The 23,952-nt window shown below is 59.1% G+C and carries 25 protein-coding genes; 7 read left to right on the top strand and 18 right to left on the bottom strand.

What is annotated here, in order from left to right:
• The first annotated feature begins 1 nt into the window (after position 1).
• The 5 genes from RNA01_RS18205 to RNA01_RS18185 are packed head-to-tail and all read left to right on the top strand — an operon-like array spanning position 2 to position 2,477.
• Complete coding sequence (locus tag RNA01_RS18205; RefSeq protein ID WP_055972016.1) at positions 2-637, top strand: thermonuclease family protein; 636 nt, start codon at positions 2-4, stop codon at positions 635-637.
• The gene (locus RNA01_RS18200; protein ID WP_055971916.1) at positions 634-1,257 is read left to right on the top strand and encodes a thermonuclease family protein; all 624 of its coding nucleotides are present in this window, start codon (positions 634-636) and stop codon (positions 1,255-1,257) included. Before RNA01_RS18205 ends, RNA01_RS18200 begins: the two co-directional genes overlap by 4 nt.
• On the top strand, positions 1,258-1,572 hold the full coding sequence (locus RNA01_RS18195) for a hypothetical protein (protein ID WP_055971913.1): 315 nt from the start codon (positions 1,258-1,260) through the stop codon (positions 1,570-1,572).
• Positions 1,573-1,580: 8 nt separating this feature from the next.
• Positions 1,581-1,952 carry a lactonase family protein gene (locus RNA01_RS18190; RefSeq protein ID WP_055972013.1) on the top strand — a complete coding sequence of 124 codons (372 nt, stop codon included), beginning with the start codon at positions 1,581-1,583 and terminating at the stop codon, positions 1,950-1,952.
• Between the two features lie 33 nt (positions 1,953-1,985).
• A complete protein-coding gene (locus RNA01_RS18185) occupies positions 1,986-2,477 on the top strand; it encodes a hypothetical protein (protein WP_055971910.1) in 492 nt (163 codons plus the stop codon).
• A 3-nt stretch (positions 2,478-2,480) separates the two neighbouring features.
• On the opposite strand, the gene RNA01_RS18180 is transcribed toward RNA01_RS18185, so the two are convergent.
• Positions 2,481-2,822: a helix-turn-helix domain-containing protein gene (locus RNA01_RS18180; protein ID WP_055971907.1), complete on the bottom strand. Its 342-nt coding sequence runs from the start codon at positions 2,820-2,822 to the stop codon at positions 2,481-2,483.
• Between the two features lie 300 nt (positions 2,823-3,122).
• On the opposite strand from RNA01_RS18180, the gene RNA01_RS18175 reads away from it, so the two are divergent.
• Positions 3,123-4,469: a DUF8535 domain-containing protein gene (locus RNA01_RS18175; RefSeq protein ID WP_055971904.1), complete on the top strand. Its 1,347-nt coding sequence runs from the start codon at positions 3,123-3,125 to the stop codon at positions 4,467-4,469.
• 29 nt (positions 4,470-4,498) lie between these two features.
• Here RNA01_RS18175 and RNA01_RS18170 read toward each other — a convergent pair whose 3' ends face one another.
• The 16 genes from RNA01_RS18170 to RNA01_RS18095 all read right to left on the bottom strand — a co-directional run bounded on the left by RNA01_RS18170 (position 4,499) and on the right by RNA01_RS18095 (position 20,815).
• Positions 4,499-4,834: a hypothetical protein gene (locus RNA01_RS18170; RefSeq protein WP_055971903.1), complete on the bottom strand. Its 336-nt coding sequence runs from the start codon at positions 4,832-4,834 to the stop codon at positions 4,499-4,501.
• Between the two features lie 82 nt (positions 4,835-4,916).
• Entirely contained in the window at positions 4,917-7,703 is a 2,787-nt protein-coding gene (locus RNA01_RS18165) for a type IV secretory system conjugative DNA transfer family protein (protein ID WP_055971900.1), read from the bottom strand.
• Positions 7,672-8,721 carry a P-type DNA transfer ATPase VirB11 gene (gene virB11 / locus RNA01_RS18160; protein ID WP_055971897.1) on the bottom strand — a complete coding sequence of 350 codons (1,050 nt, stop codon included), beginning with the start codon at positions 8,719-8,721 and terminating at the stop codon, positions 7,672-7,674. The genes RNA01_RS18165 and virB11 overlap by 32 nt, the downstream gene beginning before the upstream one ends.
• Positions 8,718-10,052, bottom strand: a complete 1,335-nt coding sequence (gene virB10 / locus RNA01_RS18155) for a type IV secretion system protein VirB10 (protein WP_055971895.1) — start codon at positions 10,050-10,052, stop codon at positions 8,718-8,720. The genes virB11 and virB10 overlap by 4 nt, the downstream gene beginning before the upstream one ends.
• Positions 10,053-10,061: 9 nt before the next feature.
• The gene (locus RNA01_RS18150; RefSeq protein ID WP_055971892.1) at positions 10,062-10,895 is read right to left on the bottom strand and encodes a TrbG/VirB9 family P-type conjugative transfer protein; all 834 of its coding nucleotides are present in this window, start codon (positions 10,893-10,895) and stop codon (positions 10,062-10,064) included.
• A complete protein-coding gene (locus RNA01_RS18145; protein ID WP_055972011.1) occupies positions 10,892-11,626 on the bottom strand; it encodes a VirB8 family type IV secretion system protein in 735 nt (244 codons plus the stop codon). The genes RNA01_RS18150 and RNA01_RS18145 overlap by 4 nt, the downstream gene beginning before the upstream one ends.
• A 106-nt stretch (positions 11,627-11,732) precedes the next feature.
• Positions 11,733-12,806 carry a TrbL/VirB6 family protein gene (locus RNA01_RS18140; protein ID WP_055971886.1) on the bottom strand — a complete coding sequence of 358 codons (1,074 nt, stop codon included), beginning with the start codon at positions 12,804-12,806 and terminating at the stop codon, positions 11,733-11,735.
• Positions 12,806-13,024, bottom strand: a complete 219-nt coding sequence (locus tag RNA01_RS18135; RefSeq protein ID WP_055971883.1) for a hypothetical protein — start codon at positions 13,022-13,024, stop codon at positions 12,806-12,808. Before RNA01_RS18135 ends, RNA01_RS18140 begins: the two co-directional genes overlap by 1 nt.
• Complete coding sequence (locus RNA01_RS18130) at positions 13,021-13,812, bottom strand: hypothetical protein (protein WP_055971880.1); 792 nt, start codon at positions 13,810-13,812, stop codon at positions 13,021-13,023. Before RNA01_RS18130 ends, RNA01_RS18135 begins: the two co-directional genes overlap by 4 nt.
• A gap of 25 nt (positions 13,813-13,837) precedes the next feature.
• Positions 13,838-15,010: a lytic transglycosylase domain-containing protein gene (locus RNA01_RS18125; protein WP_055971878.1), complete on the bottom strand. Its 1,173-nt coding sequence runs from the start codon at positions 15,008-15,010 to the stop codon at positions 13,838-13,840.
• Complete coding sequence (locus tag RNA01_RS18120) at positions 14,988-17,507, bottom strand: VirB4 family type IV secretion/conjugal transfer ATPase (RefSeq protein WP_147181617.1); 2,520 nt, start codon at positions 17,505-17,507, stop codon at positions 14,988-14,990. The genes RNA01_RS18125 and RNA01_RS18120 overlap by 23 nt, the downstream gene beginning before the upstream one ends.
• 3 nt (positions 17,508-17,510) lie before the next feature.
• Positions 17,511-17,837, bottom strand: a complete 327-nt coding sequence (locus RNA01_RS18115; protein ID WP_052820915.1) for a VirB3 family type IV secretion system protein — start codon at positions 17,835-17,837, stop codon at positions 17,511-17,513.
• A 2-nt stretch (positions 17,838-17,839) separates the two neighbouring features.
• The gene (locus tag RNA01_RS18110) at positions 17,840-18,199 is read right to left on the bottom strand and encodes a TrbC/VirB2 family protein (protein ID WP_051517880.1); all 360 of its coding nucleotides are present in this window, start codon (positions 18,197-18,199) and stop codon (positions 17,840-17,842) included.
• Positions 18,196-19,335: a lytic transglycosylase domain-containing protein gene (locus tag RNA01_RS18105; RefSeq protein ID WP_147181616.1), complete on the bottom strand. Its 1,140-nt coding sequence runs from the start codon at positions 19,333-19,335 to the stop codon at positions 18,196-18,198. Before RNA01_RS18105 ends, RNA01_RS18110 begins: the two co-directional genes overlap by 4 nt.
• 135 nt (positions 19,336-19,470) lie before the next feature.
• Positions 19,471-19,932 (bottom strand): hypothetical protein, encoded by a 462-nt coding sequence (locus RNA01_RS18100; protein WP_147181615.1) that lies wholly within the window; start codon positions 19,930-19,932, stop codon positions 19,471-19,473.
• Positions 19,933-19,942: 10 nt separating this feature from the next.
• The gene (locus RNA01_RS18095; RefSeq protein ID WP_235916748.1) at positions 19,943-20,815 is read right to left on the bottom strand and encodes a hypothetical protein; all 873 of its coding nucleotides are present in this window, start codon (positions 20,813-20,815) and stop codon (positions 19,943-19,945) included.
• Between the two features lie 532 nt (positions 20,816-21,347).
• Here RNA01_RS18095 and RNA01_RS18085 point away from each other — a divergent pair.
• A protein-coding gene (locus tag RNA01_RS18085) for an IS5-like element ISKpn12 family transposase (protein WP_085947932.1) occupies positions 21,348-22,108 on the top strand; the annotation gives its coding sequence in 2 pieces (ribosomal slippage) (positions 21,348-21,672 and positions 21,672-22,108; 762 coding nt in all).
• A gap of 1,380 nt (positions 22,109-23,488) precedes the next feature.
• Here RNA01_RS18085 and RNA01_RS18080 read toward each other — a convergent pair.
• Entirely contained in the window at positions 23,489-23,812 is a 324-nt protein-coding gene (locus RNA01_RS18080; protein ID WP_055971852.1) for a hypothetical protein, read from the bottom strand.
• Positions 23,813-23,952: the final 140 nt, after the last annotated feature.

Raw genomic sequence — 23,952 nt, 5'->3', positions numbered from 1 at the left:
GATGCTTATTTCCACGATCGCAGTCTCCGGCTTCTACGCAGGCTTCGTCATAATGCCGATGCTCACCGGTGGCGAGTTAACACAAATGCAGCCTTCTAGGCTGCCGGTCGTTCCCGTCCAGGCATCGCAAGCTGATGCTCCTCCCACGGAAGACGCGGCGCTTCCGCCATCTTCCGCATTCACACCATTCCCGACGCATGCGCAGTTTGAGACCGGCGATAGCTGGGTCTCAAACGGGCGACGGTACCGGCTCTATGGTCTACAGTCATGCCTGCGCGGGACTACCGTTGCCCTATCTCAGGGGACTTCGCGCGACTGCGGTGAACTCAACGTGATCATGATGCAGGCGTTGGTCAGGGACACAAAGCCCGTCTGCGCCACCATTCAGTTGGTCGACCAGAACAATGCCGTGGTTGCATGCCAGACGACTGCCGGGGAGCACCGATATGATCTTGCGACCTACGTTATCGCGCAAGGATGGGGATTTGCGGCAGTCGACAGCACTGGCCAGGTCATTGTTCCCGGATATAGAGTCGCCGAGGAAAGCGCCCGCACCGCCCGCGCGGGTCTTTGGGACTATTCCGATTTGCCGCACCCCGTCTCTGTTCTGATGCAACAAGCCGGAGTGTCGCGATGAAGCTTGCCACCATCTTGACGATTGTCCTCGCCCTCATCCCGACAGGGACGCTGGCGCAAGCCCGCCCATCCGACGTTCCCCGTCAGATATACGGCAAGGTTCAGGTCATTGATGGCACCACATTCGAGTTCGTCAAAACGCGTCAGCTTATCCGTCTGGCTGGATATGAAGCCCCCAGACTGGCGCAGAACGCAACGACCGAAGGTGTGACATGGCCTGTCGGTCAGGTCTCGCGTGCCTGGATGATCCTTCGAACTCTTGGCCAGGACGTCAACTGCGCGCCTATAGGTCGCGACAGCAACAAGAACCTGATCGCGCATTGTTTTGTTGGCGAGACAAATCTTGCAGCGACGGCAATCGCGGAAGGGATCGGCTACGCCTTCAACTATCGTAATGAACCCCAAGTCCCGGCCTATTTCGATATTGAAAGAAGGGCGAGAGGGCTTGGTTTCGGCATCTGGTCGTCGCCTGACCTGTCTCCTCCCTGGCTCTGCAATGCATCGCCAGAGCCTGGTGATGTGTCTGATGGCCCCGCGTCGGCCACAGAAGAGGGGCTTCCTCTGCCCCTGCCCGTCACTCCCGACAAAGCACTGTCGTTCACGCAGGTGCACGGAGGTTAAATGAAACGCCCTTTCGAAACTTCGACCATTATTGCCATTCTACTGGCTGTTTCTCCGGTTGCCGCCGGCGCGCAGGACGGCGCCACCCAAACCCAGATCGAGCAACGCGATCCGGACTTTTGCGGTGCGGGCGGTGCTGGTTGTGATCCGGCAGACGTGCAGCAATGGAAGGCGGTTGGCAACAGGCTTGCAGACCTGTCTTCGGCCGACCTTAGCCAATACGCCTACGCCTGCGCCAAGCATCGCGAATGGAAATCGGAGTGCGAAACCAATCCGATCGCTATCCTGAAGCGCCTCGGGATCGAAGGATATTGAGGTTGCCGATGAAGAAGCTCGACTACGGATCGCTTGTCGCCGCCGGCATTGCTTTCGTCGTGGGATCTGCCGGCGGGTACACGATCAACGAGTTTGAACGGGCCGACAGGATGGCGGAGCTTGAACAGGAGGTCGCGCGGCTCGAGAGTGAGCTTCAACGGCAGCCGACATTTGACTTTCCCGACGACAGTCAAGCGAGTGCCGCGATCGCCAAATCGGGCCGCTCGATCCGCATCTCGGAGTGCAAACCTCGTCAGGCCGTACCCGGTGTCACCTGTACCGGCATCATCACAACAACAAGCGGTTCCTTCGCGGGTACGACGCAGCCCGGCACCCTGTCTTTTGCGAAAATCGACGGCACCTGGGTGCAGATCCAATAGATCACTCAAAGGAGACGGACGGTGAAAGCGATCATGTTCTTGGCCGCAGGCTTGATAAGCACGTTTTCTGGGGTGTCAGCAAAGGCACAGGACGCCGAATGGGGATGTCAGGTTCTGCTGTGTGCCGCATCGAAAAGCCCATCCTGGCATGGCGTCCCCTATTGCGTTCCACCCATGCAAAAACTCATCACCGCCATGTCCAAGCCCGGCTTCTCCTGGCCGATTTGCCACGAGGCCAATTCCGGTAAGCCGGGCCACGAAACCTACGAGGATTGCCCCGCGGGAACGACTGTCGGCTACTCTTCTTCAGGCGGCGACAACAATTGGCGGGGTGAACCCAACCAGTGCATCAAAACGGTCAATGTCTGCGGGACCTCGGGCCACTACTTCAACAGCAATCGGGATGGCGAAAGCTGCATACAGCAGGTCGCCACTCCGCGCCCGCGGCGCGCGGATCCCTACTATTTCGATATTCCAAACGAGGACGGGGTGAAAGAGAGGTTCTGGTTCAACCTGAACCACTAGCGCTCACTGGTCTGTCTCGGCAGATTTCTGTTTCTTGCGGCGGGCTTTCCAGACCGCTACCCGAGGGAGGTCGGCTTCGGTGATCTTGAGTAAATCCTCGATGACAACATCCCACTCACGCTGCATCTTGTCGAGCGTCGACAGCTTGACGTCCCGCAGCGCACGCGTCACCTGCGATATATATGCTTCGTGCACGCCGAGTTGCTCGGCCAGATCCCGATTTGTCAACTTGCGCTGGGCCTTCAACCGTTCGAGGCCAATGGCAAGCCTCTCCTGGAACGACAGGGAGTCGAGTACAGAAATGTCGACGGCCTCGACAGGCGGCTCGCGTTTCAGACGAGGCATCGGCCACCATCCCCGGACAGGACCGTACTTACGCAGCGACAGACGCACATGCCGACAAGGTGACGGCAAGGCGCGCCATGGCGGCGCATTGGAAATATCCTTGAAACTCTTTTGCTCATCCGTTACCCGTCGACTGCAAACCACACCGCCCAAGCGTAAACCAATTGTTGTCCATATTTTAAACGGGGCAGTTCACAAGCTTGTTATGCTTCCTACACCGGCCCTATCCGCCCATGCAAGTGGAGCTGCTTGGTCCGCAGGACCGGAGGAAGACCTGCATCCTGTGGGTTCGCAAAATTCATGCGGATAGTTGTCAGAAACGGCCCCGCTCACTGTCTGGCAGAGCTCACCGAGGAAGAAGCCGCAGCACTGCGCGCCTGGTACGGCGACGCTGCTTCCAATGCCGATAAGGCAATCGCTCTCGCTGTGATCCGGCAAGCCAAAGTGATGAACGGCTGGATCGAGTGCGACTGTCTCGCCGGCCGGTTCCAGCCACTACTTGCCCCGATCCGGCAAGAGCATACCTATACGCTGCGACGACTGACATCAAAGGACGAGGACCCTCTTCGACATGAAGAGCGGCCAAATCATACAAGCACCTGCCCATTTCACGTGGATAAGGACGCCACGCCGGCGCTCATCGACCGTAGCTATCACATTCGGCCTCTCCGAAAAACTGATCAGAGTTACATCGATGCATTGCCGGCCATTCCAGACCGCCTTGCTGACGTCGCAAACCACGAGATTAACCGCTCGACGGAACGCAACGACAGGCCGTCCAGGCTCGGCGGCATCCTATGGCGCCTGCTTGATGACGCTGGCATGAATGCCGTTCCGCCACTGCAGGATGACCACGACCCTTCGCTTCGAAATCAGCTGTCAGAGCTGCGCGCCGCTGCCAGGCACCTTCGGGTCTTGAGAACATGGTCTCTCAACGCCTTGCTGTCGACGTGGGCGGCCGACTACTGGGCATCAGGTAGCCGCTGGCAACGCCTGCTCGAAACCTCACGTCCGGACTGGCCCGGAACGCTTCGCCGAACCGGCTTCATGCTGCTTTTTGCGAAAAGCGTTTCCGCGCAGGCAATCATGCCCGCCTCGTCCTCGCGTTCAATCGAGGTGCTCGGGAAAGTGCGACAACCCTTGCGCGGCGACCCGGCACATCGAGGCCCCTTCCTCGGTTTGCTTAACGTGGACTTCGGCGACGACGACGAAGGGCCAGCGCGGGCTGTCCAGGCCTACGCCCAGCCGGTCTACAATGGCGACACGCTGTTTCCGGTGGAATCCGGTTTCGAAAGAGATGTGTGCCATCTCCTCTTCTGGCTTCAGGGGTCGCTATTTGAAAGCATTCCTGATCTCCGAATCAAGATCACCAAGCCGCTCTTTGCAATCGAAACACCGCTTGGGCCCTGCCGGCCGGATTTCATCCTGGAAGCAACCTACAAGGACCATGGAACCGCTATTTTGATCATCGAGGCCTTCGGTATGGAAACGGAAGAGTATCGCGACGCCAAGGACAAGACCGTTCCCCGCATGAAGCATCTCGGCCCGATGTTCAGTATTTTTCCCCAGGACCTCGGCGAGGCGAACGCACAAAATACAGCGAAACGGCTGCAAGAGTGGGTGATCGAGAAGGTTCGACATGTCTGAAGTGACGCCTCGGAGGCCATGCGGGTTCTTCAACCCGGCGAGGCATCCAGGTCGTGCCTTGCGGCAGCAAGCAGGGTATCCTGAACCGGAGCCAGCATGTCTGGAGGGCAGCCTCCGAACATGCGTGAGACGAGATCGTCGGCAAGTTCAGACAGGGTTGGCTTCAGCCGTTGCGGAAACAGATGGTCGATATCGCCCTCCTTCGCACCGAGACGCTCTAGTTCGGCCCGCATTGTTCTCAGCTCCATTTCTCGCTCCTTTATCATCAGCCACAGCCCCGGTTCGGCCCTGGCCGCGGCCACGATCCGTTCGAGGCTACGATCACTGGAAACGTGCCGGGTTGAGAGACGTTCGATTTTGGCCATGGTTGCCGTTGTCCTTGCGCTGGGGAGCACGACCGCTTCTTGTCGAGCCCTGTAAACTGGGGTTTGGTTTGACGCTGGCCCACTACGTGCGGCCCGGCACGCTGTCGGGCTCCGCATCTTCTTCGCCCAGCGGATCGCGCGCCGTGTCCGCGAACTCGCGCAGCCAGGCTCTCGAACTATCCTCCGACAACCTGCCTGAAAGCGTGTCTATCAAGAGCTCGACGTCCGCATTCAAATCTCCTGGTTCAACCACATTTTCGCCGGCCTGCTGGAAGATGACGTCATTCAGGGCTTTAAGATCACCTCCGAATGCTTCCTTCACGTCCTGGCGTTTCAGAATGGGCAAACCGGACGACCGTTCGCCGGCAGCACCTGTAGGAACGCCTGAGCCATCCCGTTGACTGCGCCGCTTTACTGGAGATCCGGAATAGACGCTCTGGCCAAGCTTTTCTTCATCGATATCAAGATCGACGTCGTCAGCGGATTCGGTGTGCGCATCTTTTGTCTCGCCCCGCTTTGCTTTCCGGCTGGGCGGACCATGCGCAGGCTTACGAGCCGGCTGCGGTTGCCCGCCGCCGAGGTCTTCTTCGGCGACACCTGCCGCGCGCGTCTCATCGAGGTCGAGCCGCCTCCGTAGCTCATCGAGGGAAGAAATATAAACGTGACGAATGCCTTCCTTGACCACAAAGCGCAAATCCTGGGGCTTGCGGACGCGCTCGACCGCAGCAAGGTCTAGGTCAGCTCCGGGTTCGGAATTACCGCCCTGATCACCCGGCGCGGAGCGCGCGAGAGATCCGAAACGGTCACTGTCAGCAATCGTCCACTCAACGGGCTTCATACAGGGCTTCGGCACCATCTTGAACTTTCGCACTTTCGCAAACATCCGTTCGCCGCCAGCATCCAGTTTCATGATCCGCATCACCGGCATGCCGGTGACCTGCAGGATCGCCTCCTCTGGCTTCATCATCATCAGCGTGTTGACCGGCAGGAGGTCGACGGAGACCGGCACTTTCGAGATCGAGCGCTGACGGCGACCGTGGCGATGGGAGTAAGACGATTGCTCGACCCATTCCGTCGTCTTCCCGGCCGCCAACGAGACCGCCATCGCATCGTCCTGGTTCTGGAAATTCATGAAGACCTTGATCGTCGATGCCCCCATCAGGATCTTCTGTCCAGACCGCTGGTACAACCGCTCCAACTGGGCGCCGTCCTGGAGAATGAAGACGAAACGCACACCGTTCTTTCGTATCAGGGGCGCGAGCGTCAGCACCGTGTCGATGCGGCCGCCATTGCCGAACTCATCAAGCATCATCATGACTTCGTGCTCACCGTTGGGCAACGGACCCATCTGAACCAGCTTGTCGGCCATTTGCTGGATGAACATCGAGATCAGGCGCTCGTAGATCTGGATGGCATTCCAGTCGGCCTGGATATAGATCACCAGCTTGCGCTTCCGTATGGTATCGACCGGAATGGTGGTGATTGATGTCAACGCCTCCACGAGCGGGTTCTGCAGGAAATTGAGTTTGGCGACGATTTCGGCCGCAATCCCCTCACCCAGCTTTTCATGCCGGCCGGCAAATTTGGTAAGCTGCATGCGGGTCTGGTCGGAGAGGACCGTTTCGTAGTTCTCCAGCAGCTGGACGATCGCCGTGCGCTCGTCGGACATCGAGTTGAGGATACGGTACAGTTCGCTGAGCGACTTGCGGGTGTCGGGGCATTCGAGCACGAAGCCAAGCATGGCGGTGAGCAGGATCCGGGCGCTTTCCTCCCAGAAATCGGAGGAATCCGAGCGCAATCGTTCCGGCAGCAGCATCTGTGTCAGCTTCTGGAGATCGGTGATGCGCTGGTGCGGATCGGTGCTGATCAGGTCGAGCGGATTGTAACCGTCGGTGAATTTCGATCCCGGCGCCAGCAGGAAGGTCTCAAAGCCCTTGTCCTTCAGAAAACCGGAAGTCTCCTCGAACAACTCACCGCTCATGTCGAGCACGACCTGCGACCCCTCGAAACTCATCATCGAGGGGATGACAAAGCCGCGTGATTTCCCCTGCCCCGGCGAGCCGATCAGCATCACATGCTGGTCACCGTCGTTGCGCAGAAGAAGCCCTTGTTTCAACCCGAGCACGATCCCGTGCTTGTCGCGCAGGCGAAAGTCAGCCGCATCCTTGAGGGTCGCAAGGCGGGCCTTGCCCATGATCATCTGCTGGCGCTTCTGGATTGCTGCACCGATCGGAAACCCCACCAGCGCGCCGGCTGCGGCGAGCCCCGCAAGTGTGGCCTGGACCGTCTGCCGGGATGGCCGCTGGTAGCCACCGGCTGCATCGGTCGTGCCGAACGGTGCCTGATACATGGCGGCAAGATGGCTACCATAATAGCTGGCAATGTCGGCATGTTCGCCAGCTTTCGTGGCAACGAGATAAAAGGCGAAGCCGTAGATAAAAGCGCCAGCCCAGGCGGCGGCAAGTATCATCACGGTGAGGGCAATCAGACTGAACATCGAGCGGACATGCAGGAGGTAGAGGATTTTGCGCGATAGCGCCCTGCCTCCTTTCAGCATCCAGATGCACATCAGAAAGAATAGGAAGGGTGACGCAAGCGTGAATGCCAGAAGCGACAAACCGACCGTGTTGCGCGTATGGATGATCGACCAGGTGTAGCGAGCAGCATCACCGAACCGTACCCGGCTCACATAGTCGAAATACGACGTCGATCCGAACGACACCACGTAGGCATCGTAAATCAGCGTGAAGAAGGCGAGCCATATGCAGACCACGCCAAGCAGCGCGACCGGCAATGTCAGGTAAGACAGCTTCTGGAGGCCCGTCCATTTCGGGCGATCAATCTCTCCGTCCGTGTATACGCTGGCCATGTTCATCAACCTCGTCGGCAAAATAGATCTCGCTGACACCGCGACCGCCGGCGGCATCGCTCTTCTTCAACTGGACTACGATCGGGATGATCGAGCGGATATAGCGAATGATATCATCGCGTTCCATGCGGACATTGCTGTTCAGCACCAGCGTCGAGAGGCGGTTGAAGGCATGGTGCGGCGAGTTGGCGTGGATCGTTGACATCGAGCCAGGGTGACCGGTGTTGATCGCATTCAAAAAATCGAACGCCTCGTCGCCGCGCAGCTCCCCCATGAAGATACGGTCGGGACGGAGACGAAGCGCCGTCGCCAGCAGGTCGCCCATTGTCACCCTCGCCTCCCCTTGTCCGCCCTTCGAGACCAGCAACGAGACGACGTTTTCCTGGCGGGGTTCGAGCTCGGCCGTGTCCTGCATGAGGATGAAACGCTCGTGGTTCGGGATTGCCGTCAGCATCGTGTTGAGAAAGGTCGTCTTGCCGGTGGAGGTGCCACCCGAGATCAGCATGCTGCGATGATTGGCGGCTGCCAGCTCCAGAAAAGCCCGCGCCTTTCCGATCCGCAACAATCGCGAGAGCTCGATATCAACATCATCGAGATAATCGTCACCGGTGACCTTGGTGAAACGGAAGGCGCCCGCTTCCTCATAGTCGTTGAGGTCGAACCGTCGGATGAACTGCTTGCGGATCGAGAAAGCGTGACCGGTTGCCGAGGTCGGGCTCAGAACAAACTGAACGCGCTCGCCGCCTGTCAGTGTCGCCGACAAAAGTGGATTCTCCGCATTGATCGTCTGCTTTGTGAAGGAAGCGGCGCGAGACGCCATGTGGCGGATGACATCCTGGTCCAGTCCGGAGATTTCATGGCGCACCATCCGGAGCTGGCCGATCTTCTCCAGCCAGACTTCGTTGCTGCGCTGGCAAGAGATTTCGACGACAGCGGGGTCGTCGAGGAACAGCCGGATCGGCTCGAGCGCCTCGGTCAGAAAGTGCTGTTCGGCGGAAATCTGGGGGCGGGCATTCATTTGCCGTATCTCACTTTGCGCAACCGCTCGAACTCTTCGCGCACCGGGTCAGGATAGAGGCCGGCAAAATCGAGATCGCGCGTCACGAAGACATTGATATCGGAGCCCTGCGGAATGTGAATGGTCGGACGGATGTTGCGGGAATCCTCAAACGCCGTTGCTGCCATTTGCTGGATACCCGATGCAATGGTTTCTGCGGCTATCGAGCGGGCGCGGTCCTGAGAACTTTCCCCATTATCCTGCGGGATACGGGTGACCGTGCCGTTGTCGTTAACGATGGTGATGTAGCTGTCTTCCTTCTGGCCAAGCTGCGCGATGTACTGTGTCGCGCCGCCGATCAGCGTCATCAGCGCCGGCGGTCCGAACCGCTCCCAATTCTTTCTGTCGACCATGCCGGTCATGCCCGAACGGCCAAGACGGTCCGTCCCATAGGAACCGAGCTGCACCGAGACGCCGTCGCCGCGGATCATCCGCGTCCAGACAATCAGGATCCGCTCCTGCCCCCTCTGGACGCCGGACTTGTAATCACCGATCAGCGAGGATCCGGCGGGGATAAGAATACGACGGCCATCGAAGGAATAGACGTCCTCACGCACAATCCCCTTCACCATCCCGGCGAGATCGGAGTTGATGGCTGTTTCGAGCGTACCGCGGATCATCGTGCCCTGCGGTATCCAGGCATCGGTACGGCGATTTTCTGTGGCGGCCGACACCTCCACCCCCTGTCCGCCCATCGCCTTCAGGAAGGCCCGATCGCCATCGACAGCCCCGCCGCCATCTCCAGTAACGGTATTTGATGCACTGGCCGTGCTACTCGCCCCAAACGGACCTGCGCCAGCAGCGTCGGACGACGTCGCCGAAGCGCTTCTCGTCTGGTCGGATTGGTCGAAGACCATGGCGGAGGAGCGGACGCGCTCCAGCAACTTCGCCTTCCGCTCCAGCTCAATGCATTTCGGGTCGTCGGGATTTTTGCCCCGGGAGCAATCGATGTCCGCAGGCGGTGCGACAGGAGCTGAGGCCGGCACCCGCGGCGCCGGTGGTGGCGGAGGCGGAGGTGGTGCTGCGGGGACTTCGACCGTGGGCAGCGGTGGCGGTGACGGCGTCCGGAACCCTTCATTTCTCGGTGTCTGGACCGGCCGGAATTCCTCGCGAGGGGTCGTGTCGATCGGCGGCTCTGCCTCCCCACCCGCCAGAAGGAAATACAGGACGACACCAACGCCGGCGATGCTGGCGACGACTGCAAACGGGCGCATGAGGCCTATACCACCGCGCCTGACCTGTCCGCCGATGGATGCATCAGCGTCGATGGAATGGTAGTTGGGATCCGACATGAGCGCCTCCTATCTTGATTGCGATTGTTGGTTGGATGTCCCGCTGCCAATTCGCTTCGGCGATACCGCGCCCTCGATCGGCGCCGGTATATCGGCAGGCGTTGTCCTCAGATTGAAAAGGCAGGTTTCGGCTTCGGTACCAAAGCGCAGCGTCCATTGCCGCGAGACCTTGTCGATAACGATGTAGTCGGCCTCGCGGCGATAATTCACCAGGCTCTCGCGGCGCCTGCCATCGACGATGAAGATTGCCGGGATGTCACCGGTGAATTTCATGAAGGTCTTCAATCCATCGTCGAAGACCCAGAGCGGTTTGGCTCCGTCGCTGCCCTTGAACCCGTAGTCGTAATTGACCTTGTCGCGGCGGATATTCTTGATGTTGGGATTGCGCTGCGCATCCTGCGCCTGTTTCCAGAGCTCCGCCGTGCCTTTGAGACCCGCGTCTTCCGGATAGGTGAAGCGCAACTTGAAGGTCTGGTTCTGCATCGCTTTGGTGTCGTTGACACGCAGGTCGAAGGAATAGGTTCGCTTCGTCGTGACCACCGACAGGTTGGTGGCCGCGTCCTTCTCCATCGGTTTCAGGGTGAGCGAGCGCCGATCAGCCGAAGTGAGGATCTGCCAGGAGACTGTATCGCCGGCGACGACCTGTGTTATGTCCTCATCGGCGCCGAAGAGGATCGTCGTGACCAGCCCGTAGGTGCCCGTTACGAGGAAGACCTGCTCGGCCGAATAGGGAAGTGACCGGATTCTTGGGTCGAGGCGTCCCGGCCGGGCGACCAGTTCAGCATGTGCAGCCAGCGGCCCGAGCAGTACCAGGAGGGAAATTGCTGCCGTCCGCCTCATCATGGCGTGATCCCCGACGGCATGGTTTCGGGGACCCTTGCATATTCGGTCACGACAAAGCCGAGAGGATTGAAGAGACGGACCCGGTTGCTGGCGGGCAGGTTGATTTGCCGGTAGCGTATCGTCGCCGACCAGCGCGTGACGACATCGCCACCACGGCGACGTTCCCTTGTTTCGAAGCGAACAGCCATGGTCGATGGATTAAGCGGATTGACCGAGAGGATTTCCGGGCGGATTTCTCCGGTTGCGCCGAGCATCTTGACCGGTCCCCTCGGATTGGAGGGGTTCATCCAGGTCTCGTAATCCTTGAAGGCCTGTGAGCCCGGTTCTGACCACAGCGCAATCATGTCGAAATTATCCGATAGATAGCGGGGATCGTAGGTCTCGCGGCGAATGACGTAATTGCCGGCGAATGCTGCGCGCACGGCCTGGTTTTCCGAAACCGTCGCACGGTCTTTATCGAGCGTGGTTACCGTCTCCATGTAACCCGTGTTCCGATCGACGATCAGCGGAACGACCTCGGTGCGAACAAGCGGAAAGAGCTGCGCCACCGAAAACGACAGCACACCTGCGACGGCCCAGCCGGCCACGGCAAACCCCAGCAGGATGACGCCGATCAAGGTACGAAGTGATCGGTTTTTCTCACCCCAGGAAAGGTGCTGATCGTATATGTCCTGCGGACCGGCGACCTGGTCGGTCGGTGTGGTACGCAATTGCTTTCTGAACAATGCCAAGTTCAATCCCCAAAATCATGTTCGTCGTTAAGGTTTGCGAGTTGCGTCGTCGGTCAGACCCGGCTTACATCTGGAAAAGCTGGATTCGACCCGCGCATTTCTCGCCTCATTCACCGCTACGCCGGCGCATGGTCAGCATCCGGCCGAGCGCGCCGGCACCCGCCATCGTGCCGCGGCTGGCGAGGGCCGCCGCTGCGGCCGCGCCTTTCGGTCCGGCCAACATCCCGAGGGCCACCGCGGCGGCCTGTCCGCTTCTGGAAGTGCTGGAACCGAGTCTCGCGCGGGCAGCGCCGTACATTGTGCTAACACCGCCGCCACCAGGCGTATTCGCTGTCATCGAGCTATAGGCAAATGTCCTCGCGAATTCAGGTACCTGGAAAATGAAATAGGAGATCAGCGCCAGGTAGAGCACCATGGCCACTACGATGGCGAGCGCGTTTTCCTTGGTTGCCATTTCGCCATTGATCGTATCCATCATGCCGATCAGGAAGCCGAACGACAGTCCGGCCATGACGTAGGTGAAAAGCAGCATGAACATGCCGTAGGCGATGCCCCTGACCCAGGCCTCGAAGACAAAACGCGTGATACCGAAGAAATAGGAAAGGATGGCGATCGGGCCGATAGCCAGCATGACTGCGGTGATCATCTTGGCGAACAGCGTCACTCCGGTCAGGATCAGCAACATTGGCAGGAGTCCAAAAACGAGAACGATGAACACCACCACCGCGCCGGTGACGTTCGGCATCCACCCGGATTCGTAGGAATTGAAGAGCTGCATGGCAAAGTCGTAGACCTTGCGGGACATGCTCGCGACCTGAGAGGCAAGATCGGAGCCGGCCGCCTGCCCGCCCATCGCCGAGGAAATGGCAGCACCGAGGTCCTGTGGTGACGTCAGAACGATCTGGCCGATATTGTCGTAGAAGGTGGCCCAGGACATGACCAGCGCATAGGCAAACGCGAGTTTCGAGGCCGTGATCGCCATGTCCTGAAGAGATACGCTCGACAGGCCGAGCGCGCCCCAGAGAAAATAGAGAATGAGAAACAGTGCCAGGATCGATGAGACCAGATTGCTGTTCTCGGCGAACAGCCCCCAGGCTTTCTCCAGCGACGCCTCGTTGATCTTGTCGAAGTATGCGAGTGCATCGCCATAAAAATTCACGGCGTAGCTGACCGGATCCATCATTCCCCCTGGAAGGAATTGACGGGTCGCATCGGACCGCAATCACTGCTGACGATTTCCGTGAGCGCCTGTTGCGGCGCCGTCGGTTCCTGCTGTGCCTCGTAGCCGAGCGCCGGCACGGGGTTCTCGTCGGCTGAGCATTTGGCCAGCTGTTCGTACTTGCTTGCGCATCCGGACAAAATGATAAGGGCGATGACCAGCACAGGGATAAACCTCACTGGTTCTGCTCCTCGAATGCCTGCAGCTGCTCGCGAATCGAAGCCTCGCCCGCGCCACCACCGCCATCGCGCATCACGCTGTCGGGAAGCGTTGCGAACGTCTTGAGGTTCTGGGATGAGGTTGCAAGCGCCGCCTTATACTGCTGGTTCAGCAGCATCACCTGGTTGTTCAGCGAGCCGACGGCCTCGTTGGCGGTCTGGTTACCCTGCAGCACCATCTGCGTGTTCTGTTCCAACGCGCCCTTGAGATCCTGCGCCGTACCGATCTGCTGCGTCGCCTGCATGAAAGCGTTCTGCCGGTCCTTGGTGGCGCTGTTCATTGCGTCGGTCAGGGCAGTCAGCGTCGTCAGCGCGTTGATGCCTTGTGAATAGGCCTGGTTGGCGCCTGAAAGCTCGCCGCCCTTGACGGTATCGACGACCATTTTCACCAGATTGAGCCCGTTGATGAGCTTGGCGGCCGTGTTCTGGAATTCACCGCTGATGCCGCCGAACAACGCTTCGTTTCCCGACAGGATGCTGTTGAAATCAGGCGCCTGGCCCATGCTGAACCCATTGCCGGTGGCGAGCTTGGCAAACTGGCTTGCATCCTGTGACCGGTCGCCAGTGATCGCCTGAAGCGTCTTGATCGTATTGTCCTTGACGATCGACGTGTCGCCCTGGATCTGCTTCGAGAGCTTTTCGATCTCCTGGCTTATCGCGATATTGGCCGCGTCTTTGACCGGGACCTGCGCAAGGGCGTGCGACATGCTGGTGATGCTGAGCGCTGCGGCAACAACGATTTTCTTCATCTGCCTGTCCTCTCTCTCTTCCTGTTCAATTTGCCGTTGGCCTGGCGTCGACGACTGTCACGAGCCCGAGCGCCGGGTCCTCCAACACCGAAAAGGTCGCGACATCGCCACTGGCGCGTGCCTGCTCCTGAAGGTCCTCGAGCCAACGCTGAATCTGATCTGTGGTGGCGGTCGTTGGCACCGCAAAGCATCGGGTGCTGCCGGTATCAATGATGGTCGAGGGGCACTGGACTTCAGCCATGACGAGCGAACCATCGTGGTCCTTGGCGTTGCCGCCTCCCGAGCCGCGCAAGGCCGCGGAAGAAGACTGGAGCCCAGCCTGCAGACGCTGCAAATATTGCTGGTTTGCCGCAAGCGATTTTCCCAGGAGCTCGTTCCAGACTGAACCACGTTCGACCTGCGCCTGAGTATTGCGGTCGACCGCCTTTTTCAGCTGCTCCCCGCATCCGCGTGCATCACTGACGGTTTCCGTCTCGACATCATCGCCCGACGGGGTCCGGTCGCCGTTCTCAGCCTTGTTCCGGCTGTAGTAGGCCGAGACTTTTTTGACGTAGTCCTGTGTCTCGGGAATATTGGGTATCCGTCCGTTCTGGAGGGACTGACGATAAGGCCCAGCATTGTATCCGGCGGCGATCAGGTCGTAGCGATTACCGAACATGCCCTGCAGTTGCTTGATGTATTTGACCCCGCCACGAATATTGTCGCGCAGATCGTAGGGATTGACACCAAGCCCAGCTGCAGTCCCCGGCATCAGTTGCATGACGCCAGTGGCCCCCACAGGAGACCGCGCCGATTGGCGAAAGCGTGACTCCTGCTCGGCGATCGCCAGCGCGAAATTGGGATCGACCCCCTGGCGGATCGCTTCGTCGGCGACCATACGGGCGACCTCCTGCTGGCTATGCGTGCGCTTCGACGGGCTGGCAGGCGTGGTCTCACCGGCCATGCCATCGGCCGAGCAATCCGCCGGCGCACCGGATCCCTGCCCGGGCGCTACGCTGTCTGTCGTGCCGCCTGACGCACCCTTCAACGCTTGCGTGTCCGACTGATAGGTCTTGTACCAGTTCTCCGTCGCCTGCTGGATCTTCCGGCGGGCGTTATCGATTACCGGCACTTGCGCAAAGACGGGTGCGGATGTGAGTAAGGTGGAGAGCACGATAGCGCCAACGGTGGCCAGCTCAGGAATTCTTGCGTTGGTCATCGGATACATCCCCCTCCCAGTCACAGAATTTCGAAAGCCAGTTCTTCGGATCGTTGCCATATTCGTCGAGCAGCATCTCGACCTCGCGGACGGTCTCCTCGCGACCGGACAGGACCTTGATGAATTCCGGCATATGGGACATGTCGACACGGGCGATTACGCTGCTCTTTGCCTGCTTGATCAGCATGAAGCGCGAGGCCGGATCGCCATTCTTGACCCAATCGAATTCAGCCCTGGATAGACCGAAATGCTCCATGTAGGAGTTTTCGTCCGCCTTCGGATTGGCGAAAAAGATGTTGGTCGATGTCTGCTCAATGATCGTCCGGCTGACGCTCGACTGCACCACGTCGTCGGCCGACTGCGTGCCGAAAATGACGAGACCATTCCGTTTCCGGATGGTCTTGAAATAGTCCTTCATGGTGCGTTTGAATTCGTCGTCGTCGAGCAGCTTCCAGGCCTCGTCCATGAGGTTGATGATCGGCGCCTTGCCGTCATAAACCTCGTCGAGCCGATGGAACATGTAGAGGAGTGCTGCGGTTCGCACCGGTGGATCGTCGAGGATAGACGTCATGTCGAAGCCGATCATCGGCCGGGAGACGTCGAGATTGTCGTCGGCATTGTCAAAGAGCCAGGCAAAGGGTCCGTGATCGACCCACTTGTCGAGCCGCGCAATCAGGCTTCCCTCCGTTCGCTCGCTGCCTGCCAGCAGGGCGCGAAGTGACGACAGTCGGCGATAGGACCGGTCCTTCGTTTTCAGGACCGATTTGATCGCGGTGCGGATGATGGTCTCTTCCTGTGGCGTCAGGCTTTCGCCTTCCTTCGCCGGCTTTAGCATGAAGCTCAGGAGACGATAGAGGAAGACGCGGTTCTCCTCGGTATCGTCGAGGAGCAGCGGGTTCCATCCCGACGGTTCGCCGGGTTCGAGCGTCATGTAGGTTCCGCCCGCCGCCCGTACCATGATGTCGAGGCCGCGGTCCTTGTCGAAGACGATCGTTTTCAGGCGCGGGCTGACGCGGTAGGCCTGAAGGATCAGGAAGGCCATGATCACGGTCTTGCCGGAACCCGTCGGTCCGAACACCGTTGTGTGCCCGACATCGCCCTGGTGAAAGTTGAAGAAGAACGGCGTGCCTGACGTCGTTTCGAATATGGTGATCGCTGGACCCCAATGATTGCCGTCCGGCTTGCCGTAGGGATAGGCGTGAAAGCTGCTCAGGCCCGCGCAATTGAGCGTCGAGATTACGGCACGTCGGGCGATATAGGCCTGATTGCCAGGGAGCTGCGCCCAATAGGCCGGTTCCGCGTTCAGATCCTCGCGGACATAGGAGGCACCCAGCGCACCAAGTTCGTTGCCGATCAGGGCGACACCATCGTCGAGTTGGGCCGCCGATCTCGCCACTGGCATGACGGTGAGATGATGCTCGGCGAAGGCAACGCGTTTCCTCGCCAGTTCGTCACGCGCAAGATCGAGATTGGCCTGGACGCTGGAACCACCCTCGTCTGCCTTCGACAGCTGCCGGTCGAGGCGCTCGATCCTGCTTCTCGCGGCCATGTCGTCAATGAAAGACATGGATTGGGCAAGCACCATCTCGAATGGGAGCTTGAGAATGTAATCGAGCATGCCGGCGCCCGTCTCGGGCGGATATTCCTTCAAGGACACCACCGCGGCATAGCGGTCATCGCCAGGCGTATCGCCCTGAAGATGGATGGTTCGGTTGCCGATCGATGTGCGGCGCGCTGGCAGCATCGCGTCTATGGGAAGGTTGCCGAGCCGGATCGGTCGGACACGGCCGCCATTCAGCAGCGTGTAGAAGAATTCGCATTGTTCCGAAAACCAGATTTTGGAGGTTCCCTCCTCGACCTCCATGCTTTCAGAAAAGTCGCGGTAGATCGTCTTGCCGTTGCCAAGATCCACCTGGATGCGCTGTACGTCGCGCAGGACTTTGGGACCGTAAGCGGCAAGCGACTTCTCGAGCGCCTTGGTGGCTTCAACCAATTTGTCTCGCATCGAGCGAAACTGCTCCTTGCGAACGACATCGCCACCGATGCCCATGATGCGGGAAAGCGCGGATCCTTGTTTGAACAGCGGGCGCACGACGAGCGAGATGTAGGTGTCGTTGACGAACATCTCGTTGCGCGAGATGCTCGCCTGATAGACATCGTCCAGACGCTGGATAAAGGGGTCGGTAAAGGTTGCCGGCAAGGACGGTGCGACCTTGCGCCTGACAACATGGGTGTAGAGCGCAAAATTGCCAATCGAGGAAATGGCGCGGAAAGCCGAGTTTCGCTGCCGCTGCAGCATGTTGATCGTTTCGATGTCGGCCGTTTCGAACGAAAAACCTGTGAGACGCAGGGTCGAGACCAGGCAATCGTTCTTCAGCCGGATAATGCCGTTTTCGATCGGAACGTAGAAGGGAACATGGGTCGAGATACTGCGATCGGCGAAGATCTCCCAACCCTTCGACAAACTTCCCTTCAGCGATCTTGCCATCGTGCTCATCGGTCAGGCTCCGTAGGTCCGGATACCCCCGCCAAGTCTGCGGCCGAGGGGATTTATGCCGCACATGCTGAGACGGCCGAGGATGTCGAAGAACCAGAGATCGAGTTTGACCGTCAGCACATAAAGAATCCCGTGCAGGATGACGAAGGAGACGGGAAACCAGAGGATGGAGCCCAGCACCATGAACACCATCAGCGAGACAAAGCATTCCGCCAGGAAGTAGGTGTAAGGGATCCCCATCACCGTCGGCGGCCGCGTGAGGGCCAGGATGACGGGATAGGATTCGATATAGTCGTCACCGCCTGACGTCTTGTTGCCGGAGTTCGCCATGATTACGATCCCGCCCCAGCTAAGAAGTCGACAAGCTCAGCGGCAGCGAACATGCCGGCGAGGCTTCCACCGACCCGCAGAAGCGCGCCCCAGGACCAGAAGCCAAAGGCCGCTGCCAGGAACATACCGATGAACGCGATCGCGCCGACGGAGCGACCGAATGCGCCAGTGAAGAACTGTACCAGTCTGTCGGCAGCATTCTCCAGGGCATCAAGGCTCTGCGCTGCCGCCGGCTCGTATTGACTGACGAACAGCACCGAGGCGGCAAGCAGCACCATCGCGGCATGGCCGGCCCACTTGCGTTTGACCAGGGAGCGGCAGGTTACGCTGCCAACAAGAATTGCCATGACCACTATGTTCATTGAAGTACCTCTTCCTTGACGATTTTGACCGGACCGCCGAGTTGCGCCGCTTTCAGCGGCTGCGGGTAGCGGCTGTCCAAAGCGAGCGGGCTTGCAGCTGAGAAAACAAGCATCGGGGACCTTGCCCGGTCGGCCGGGCCTGATCGGCGGTTCTGATTGGATTGAGAGTCAGGTGTCGGAGCAGGTGTCGGAGGCTGGGAGCTTGCCGACTTGCCGGTATAGTAGCCGACAACACGTGTCACATAGTCCGCGGTTTCGCGGATCAGCGGCAGGGATTGATGCGCGTCAACGCGGGGTTCTCCAGCATTGTATGCGGAGGCGATCAGCACAGGGTTGCTATACTTGTCGATGAGCACCCGCAGGAAACGCGTGCCCGCGCGAATATTCGGTTCGGGGTCGGTGAGGTCATGGACGCCAAAGGCCTCGCCGATCTTCGGCATGACCTGCATCAAACCGATGGCGCCGGCCGAACTGACAAGGCCGGGATCGAACCTTGCGTTTTCCGCCCGCATGATCGACAGAACCCAGTTAGGATCGACGTCCTCCTCAGCAGCGATTTCCATTGCAAGTGCCGCGTAGTCTTCGGGCACGCCGGAAAGCAGATCGGGACGGGCTGGCGTCCTTGTGCGATCGGAAGACGTGCGGGGTTCGATGGCCGGATTGGCAGACCGACGGACAGTGCCTGCGTCAGACGAGAAAACGCTGATGGGCGAGAGCACGGCGCGGTCGCGCCGTGCTCTCATGCTGCCGGCCGCTTCTCCCGGTAGCTCTGTGTTACTGTCGTCGGTTTCAATCGCTGCTTCTGCAACAAATGAAAGAATTGCGGGAATTGCGTTGGTATTGGCCTGTCCCCCAAAACGCTCATTGAAACTGGTAAGGTCGATGCTTGGCGGTGGGTGTGGGTCAGCGTCGACGGCGAGTGCTGACAGCGCACCGGGCTCACTTGAGGTTTCACCCGCGAACCGGAACGACCAATCGGTATGGTCATGATTCTCGCCGATCTTGAGTGGGTCGCTCTCGGCGGACGTTGCGGCAAGACATGTAGCCAGGAGCACAGACGTCACCACAGGCCAGACTGCCCTTCGTAACACTCTGGATCGCGGTCTAATCACAGAAGAAAGCAGGCTGTCATCCATTCCGAACCAGTCCATAACTTGTACTTCAATACAAGTTATGGACTGCAATCCGCGCCGGAAATCAACTGAAAAATATAACTGGAGTACAAGTTTTATCCCAAAGGCCGATATCGCCTTCAGAAATACTACACAAAATCAATCCTTTAGCCGCGACCACCGATCCGGCTTCCATCGATACTCGATCTGGTCTCGATCGCCAAGAATTTGAGCCAAACGAACAGCGGTTCCCCCTTTGACCAGCACGGAACCGGCGTCGGCACCTGACTGTCCTTGATAGATTCGGCACGTAAAATTTGGCAGTTCCCGCTGGATCCTGGATACCGGCCAGCAAGAAGAAACCTGATAACGAGAACCATCAAGATTCGGCGCGAGGCCACGTGAGACCTGCTGCACCGGCCCAAGACGATGGCGCCCGAACGACGTGCCATACTCCAGCTGGCACTCGGTGATATTTCTGGGATAATTCCTGCAGGCTGTGAGGCTGAGATAGGCATACGGCGCTGGCGGCAGCGGCCGGGGCGGCTGCTCAAGCCGCCCGCATGCGGCCAAGGGAATTGCGACGGCCATAGGCCAAAACAGCGCCTTCAAGATTTGCACGGCTCACCTCCTAAGTTTCCTGCTGATATCCGGCATGTTCGAGGGCTTCGAGAAAGAGATCCCTTGCGAGCCCGCAATAGGGCGACGAAGGCTGCGCCAGATGCAATTTGGTCAGGACCAACCCAAGCGTTCCAATGGTCGTGGTTACCTCTTTGAGGTCATCATTCAGGCCATCGCGAAACAGTTCACGTCCATCATGGCCCTTGACGACGATCGCATAGTCGTTGCGGGCAATGCTGTGCCACAGTTCGACGGTACCGGTTTCGCCGTCCTGGGTTTCCGTGTCGCAGGTGAGCATCATCGCGTAGTCTGGAAGAGGAACGTCGCACTCCTCGATCCAGGTCCCGCAAGCAAACTCCGTAAGAGCCACCACAGACGAGAACAGCAGCAAACGTTCGTTTACCAGCAGCCGCCGTTGCCCGAGGCGCACGAAGCCGTTCATAACACCCGAACGGATGAGATTTGGCGCGAGACCTTCCTCGCAGTGCTCGCAGATCTGCACCAACTGATCGTTCCGGACAGAGAACGTGTTGTGAAAACGACCGAGAACCAAGCGTTCGATGTTTTCGGTGCGGCCGCCAAGCGACTCGACGAATGCGAACGCGCCAAACCGCGTCCAGGCTTGCTTGACATCACTCTCAGCCGATAACTCTGCGGTGCTCACCAGACTGGATGGGCCAGCCACGATACCTGCGGTCCGCGTCTCAGCACCGCAGTGCGGGCAATCAATGCTGACCGGTACACGGTACCATTCCTTCGTCAGTAGAGATCGGTGGCTTGTCAGTGGGAAACCCGTCTTGCTATTTTGCTGGTGGGACTTGCGGATATCAGTGCATAGCCGGCGCTCATCGCCTTGCAGCAAGAAAGAAATGTCATCGAACATAGTGAGAGCACAGCGACGCGACTTGCACTTCAATACAAGTTTGTAGCAGTCATAGTCGAAACGCTCAAGATGGGGAAGTCAGGTTTGGTGGTGGAACCGGCCAAAGCAATCCGGTCGTGTCCCCCCTGAGATTCGCGGGTGGTTGCACCGACCGCCTTGGCGCTGGAAAACTACCGTTCGGACACATCCTCGACAGCTGCGCATATTACCGGCCAACGCGGCTCGCCCGACGGAGTTCGCCGGACGTCAATGTCTCGACCTCAAGCCCAAGCTGGACAGCACATTCAAATAGCAGCAGAAACATTCCTTCCAGAACACTGGGTCATTTCAGGTCGAACTGAACTAACGGATCGGAAACAAGAACGGCCACCGTTCAAGCCGCCACCTGGTCCAGCCTCCGGTCGAGTTCGCGAACGGAAATACCGAGCAGTTCAGCAGCCCGCGATTCACCGATTACCCCCTCAGCTAGGGTCAGGACCCATTGATTTGAACTGACGGCTGTGATTCAGATGGGCGTATAGGAGCCCGACTGATGAGTAATTTGTTTTGGCTGACGGACGAGCAAATGGCTCGTCTTCAGCCCTATTTCCCCAAGAGCCATGGCCGCCAGCGCGTTGATGATCGACGCGTTCTGAGCGGCATCATCTTCGTCAACCGCAACGGGCTGCGTTGGCGTGATGCGCCGAAGGAATATGGCCCGGCGAAGACGCTTTATAACCGCTGGAAACGCTGGGGCGACAAGGGCGTATTTATCCAGATGATGGAAGGTCTGGCCGTGCCTGAAGCCGCAGAGCACAAGACCATCATGATCGATGCGACCTATCTCAAGGCCCACCGCACGGCTTCCAGCTTGCGGGTAAAAAAGGGGGCGCGGGCCGCCTGATTGGACGCACGAAAGGCGGCATGAACACCAAGCTTCATGCCGTAACGGATGCGAGTGGTCGCCCGATCAGCTTCTTCATAACGGCAGGCCAGGTCAGCGATTACACCGGTGCTGCCGCCTTGCTTGATGAACTTCCCAAGGCCAAATGGTTGCTGGCCGACCGTGGCTATGATGCCGACTGGTATCGTGACGCTTTACAGGCGAAGGGGATCACTCCCTGCATTCCAGGTCGAAAATCCCGCAAGAAGACCATCAAATACGACAAACGCCGCTACAAACGGCGCAACCGGATCGAGATCATGTTCGGGCGTCTCAAAGACTGGCGGCGTGTCGCTACGCGTTACGACCGGTGCCCAATGGCCTTTCTCTCCGCCATCGCTCTCGCTGCGACCGTTATCTTCTGGCTATGAGCAATGAGTCCTGACCCTAGACCAGATCCCCGAGAAGAGCTGGGTGGAGAGGCCGCTTCAGGCAACCGTTTCGCCACGCCCGCTTTCCGCGCTCAACGGATGCGTTCAAAATCGCAAGCCACATTTTGTGATCTGTTGCTGTCGATCGTTCCGGCGGAGATGTTTGGGCCTGTCGTATCAAAATGACGGTTCGCTCATTGACCTATTTGCCGATTGGACCGTTCGCCGGTTTGCTCAATGACAGAACAACCTTTTGACGGTTTCACCTCTTCGCCCAACCGGTGCTTCACCGCTTCACCGCTTCACTGCTTCACCGCTTCTCTTCTTTGCTGATCGACCGATTCTCCGGTTGGCGTAAACACCGATTCGCTCATTCACCGACTTGCCCAATCACGGATTCGCCTGGTCGCGCATACACCGGTTCACTCCTTCACCTATTCGGCGAATAGGCGTTGCGTCATTTCGCCGATACGTTTCTTTGCCGATCTGCCGATTTACCTATTCGGCCAAGCACCGCGCCACTCATTCGCTTATTTGCCGATGCACTCACTCGGCAAAGCACTCATTCACACCATCGCTCAGCCGCGGATTCGCTGACCCACCTGCCCACTTATTCGCTTGTTCACTTAACTGCACAATCGCCGATCACCGGAATTACGGGATATCTCCAGCCGGATGAAGGCTCCGGGAACCCCTCAAAACAGGCGCAACCGCCCTCCTCACTTCCGGCCGGACATCGATCGCTCACACCCGTCGTTCTTGTCCAATACTGGCAAAAGTTTGCAGATCACGGAGATGCCCGGTCGCTCTGGCGACCATCGCCCCTCGGGCTAAACGGCTAATGGTATACCATTAGCCTATCCTGCCATCTTCCACCACCATGTCCGGACCACGTGCCCGACCCGCCAATGCTGTTGCGAGTCGTCAGACGATGCGACAGCGATCACAGGTGTACCACCTGTGATCCGCGGAGGAGGAATAGCACGTGGTCCGGACATGGTGGTGGAAGATGTTGAAGCGAACCGCCCTCGGGAGCAGTCGGGATGCCCGTGACCGAAGGGAACGGGCATCGATGACATGCGAACGACGGGGCGGCGAGCGCACCGCAGGAGAGGATGATCGTCTGGAGCGGATGCCCGAAGCATGAGGGCGCAGCGCAGGACGATCATCCTCTCCGTATTGTTTGGGGAAGTCGCGGCAGCGTCCGTTTACCGGCCCGAAAGGCCGGGCGGGGCTTGCCACGCACAATAGGGAGAGGGGTGTTTGAGGGGAGAGGCGGCAAGTCTCTCCCCTCAAGACCGCGCCCAGGCTCGATGCCGGCAAGCGGTCAGGACCACGCGGAAAAGACGAGAGGCGATCGTGCGGCCTCTCGTCTGCATGTCAGTCGGTCCCCAGTTCGCGGATCACGGCGGCGACAGGCCAGTCGCCGAAATGGGTTCGGCGTTGGGCAACGAGGATATCGACGGCCGTCTCATTGGCCTCGATGGCTCGGATTGCCTCATCCATATCGTCATAGGGGCCGAGATTTTCGACCGGCTCATAGTCGCCATAGTCGTCGTCCCAGCTGCCGGCAATGTATTGCGGCGCGTTTTTGACACGGACCAGTGCCCGTTCTGCCTCGCGGATGAGACGGAACCCCTCGGTACGCTGCCGCCAGTATTCCGGGCTTCCACCATCGATGTATTTGATCTTGCGCTGTGTCATAAGAAGTCTCCTTTCGTTTTCTGACGGAAGGAGACCGCACGATAGCCGCGAGGGGTCAGGGAGCGCGGCACGCGACCGCCGGAGGCGGCAAGCGGGGGAGCCGATTTTCTGACGACGCCCGCAGGCGGCGGCTGAAAATT

The organism is Paenirhizobium naphthalenivorans, from assembly GCF_007992095.1.
Classification (GTDB): domain Bacteria; phylum Pseudomonadota; class Alphaproteobacteria; order Rhizobiales; family Rhizobiaceae; genus Allorhizobium; species Allorhizobium naphthalenivorans.
This window is presented reverse-complemented; position numbering and strand designations above follow the sequence as displayed.

What these genes read in the sequence shown, in the direction of transcription:
- virB10 (WP_055971895.1), bottom strand. Translation starts at nt 10,052, where the DNA reads ATGTCGGATCCCAACTACCATTCCATCGACGCTGATGCATCCATCGGC.
- RNA01_RS18195 (WP_055971913.1), top strand. Translation starts at nt 1,258, where the DNA reads ATGAAACGCCCTTTCGAAACTTCGACCATTATTGCCATTCTACTGGCT.
- RNA01_RS18205 (WP_055972016.1), top strand. Translation starts at nt 2, where the DNA reads ATGCTTATTTCCACGATCGCAGTCTCCGGCTTCTACGCAGGCTTCGTC.
- RNA01_RS18120 (WP_147181617.1), bottom strand. Translation starts at nt 17,507, where the DNA reads ATGAGCACGATGGCAAGATCGCTGAAGGGAAGTTTGTCGAAGGGTTGG.
- RNA01_RS18185 (WP_055971910.1), top strand. Translation starts at nt 1,986, where the DNA reads ATGTTCTTGGCCGCAGGCTTGATAAGCACGTTTTCTGGGGTGTCAGCA.
- RNA01_RS18180 (WP_055971907.1), bottom strand. Translation starts at nt 2,822, where the DNA reads ATGCCTCGTCTGAAACGCGAGCCGCCTGTCGAGGCCGTCGACATTTCT.
- virB11 (WP_055971897.1), bottom strand. Translation starts at nt 8,721, where the DNA reads ATGAATGCCCGCCCCCAGATTTCCGCCGAACAGCACTTTCTGACCGAG.
- RNA01_RS18125 (WP_055971878.1), bottom strand. Translation starts at nt 15,010, where the DNA reads ATGACCAACGCAAGAATTCCTGAGCTGGCCACCGTTGGCGCTATCGTG.
- RNA01_RS18190 (WP_055972013.1), top strand. Translation starts at nt 1,581, where the DNA reads ATGAAGAAGCTCGACTACGGATCGCTTGTCGCCGCCGGCATTGCTTTC.
- RNA01_RS18140 (WP_055971886.1), bottom strand. Translation starts at nt 12,806, where the DNA reads ATGGATCCGGTCAGCTACGCCGTGAATTTTTATGGCGATGCACTCGCA.
- RNA01_RS18080 (WP_055971852.1), bottom strand. Translation starts at nt 23,812, where the DNA reads ATGACACAGCGCAAGATCAAATACATCGATGGTGGAAGCCCGGAATAC.
- RNA01_RS18200 (WP_055971916.1), top strand. Translation starts at nt 634, where the DNA reads ATGAAGCTTGCCACCATCTTGACGATTGTCCTCGCCCTCATCCCGACA.
- RNA01_RS18165 (WP_055971900.1), bottom strand. Translation starts at nt 7,703, where the DNA reads ATGGCCAGCGTATACACGGACGGAGAGATTGATCGCCCGAAATGGACG.
- RNA01_RS18110 (WP_051517880.1), bottom strand. Translation starts at nt 18,199, where the DNA reads ATGAACATAGTGGTCATGGCAATTCTTGTTGGCAGCGTAACCTGCCGC.
- RNA01_RS18150 (WP_055971892.1), bottom strand. Translation starts at nt 10,895, where the DNA reads ATGATGAGGCGGACGGCAGCAATTTCCCTCCTGGTACTGCTCGGGCCG.
- RNA01_RS18095 (WP_235916748.1), bottom strand. Translation starts at nt 20,815, where the DNA reads ATGTTCGATGACATTTCTTTCTTGCTGCAAGGCGATGAGCGCCGGCTA.
- RNA01_RS18115 (WP_052820915.1), bottom strand. Translation starts at nt 17,837, where the DNA reads ATGGCGAACTCCGGCAACAAGACGTCAGGCGGTGACGACTATATCGAA.
- RNA01_RS18105 (WP_147181616.1), bottom strand. Translation starts at nt 19,335, where the DNA reads ATGGATGACAGCCTGCTTTCTTCTGTGATTAGACCGCGATCCAGAGTG.
- RNA01_RS18130 (WP_055971880.1), bottom strand. Translation starts at nt 13,812, where the DNA reads ATGAAGAAAATCGTTGTTGCCGCAGCGCTCAGCATCACCAGCATGTCG.
- RNA01_RS18170 (WP_055971903.1), bottom strand. Translation starts at nt 4,834, where the DNA reads ATGGCCAAAATCGAACGTCTCTCAACCCGGCACGTTTCCAGTGATCGT.
- RNA01_RS18175 (WP_055971904.1), top strand. Translation starts at nt 3,123, where the DNA reads ATGCGGATAGTTGTCAGAAACGGCCCCGCTCACTGTCTGGCAGAGCTC.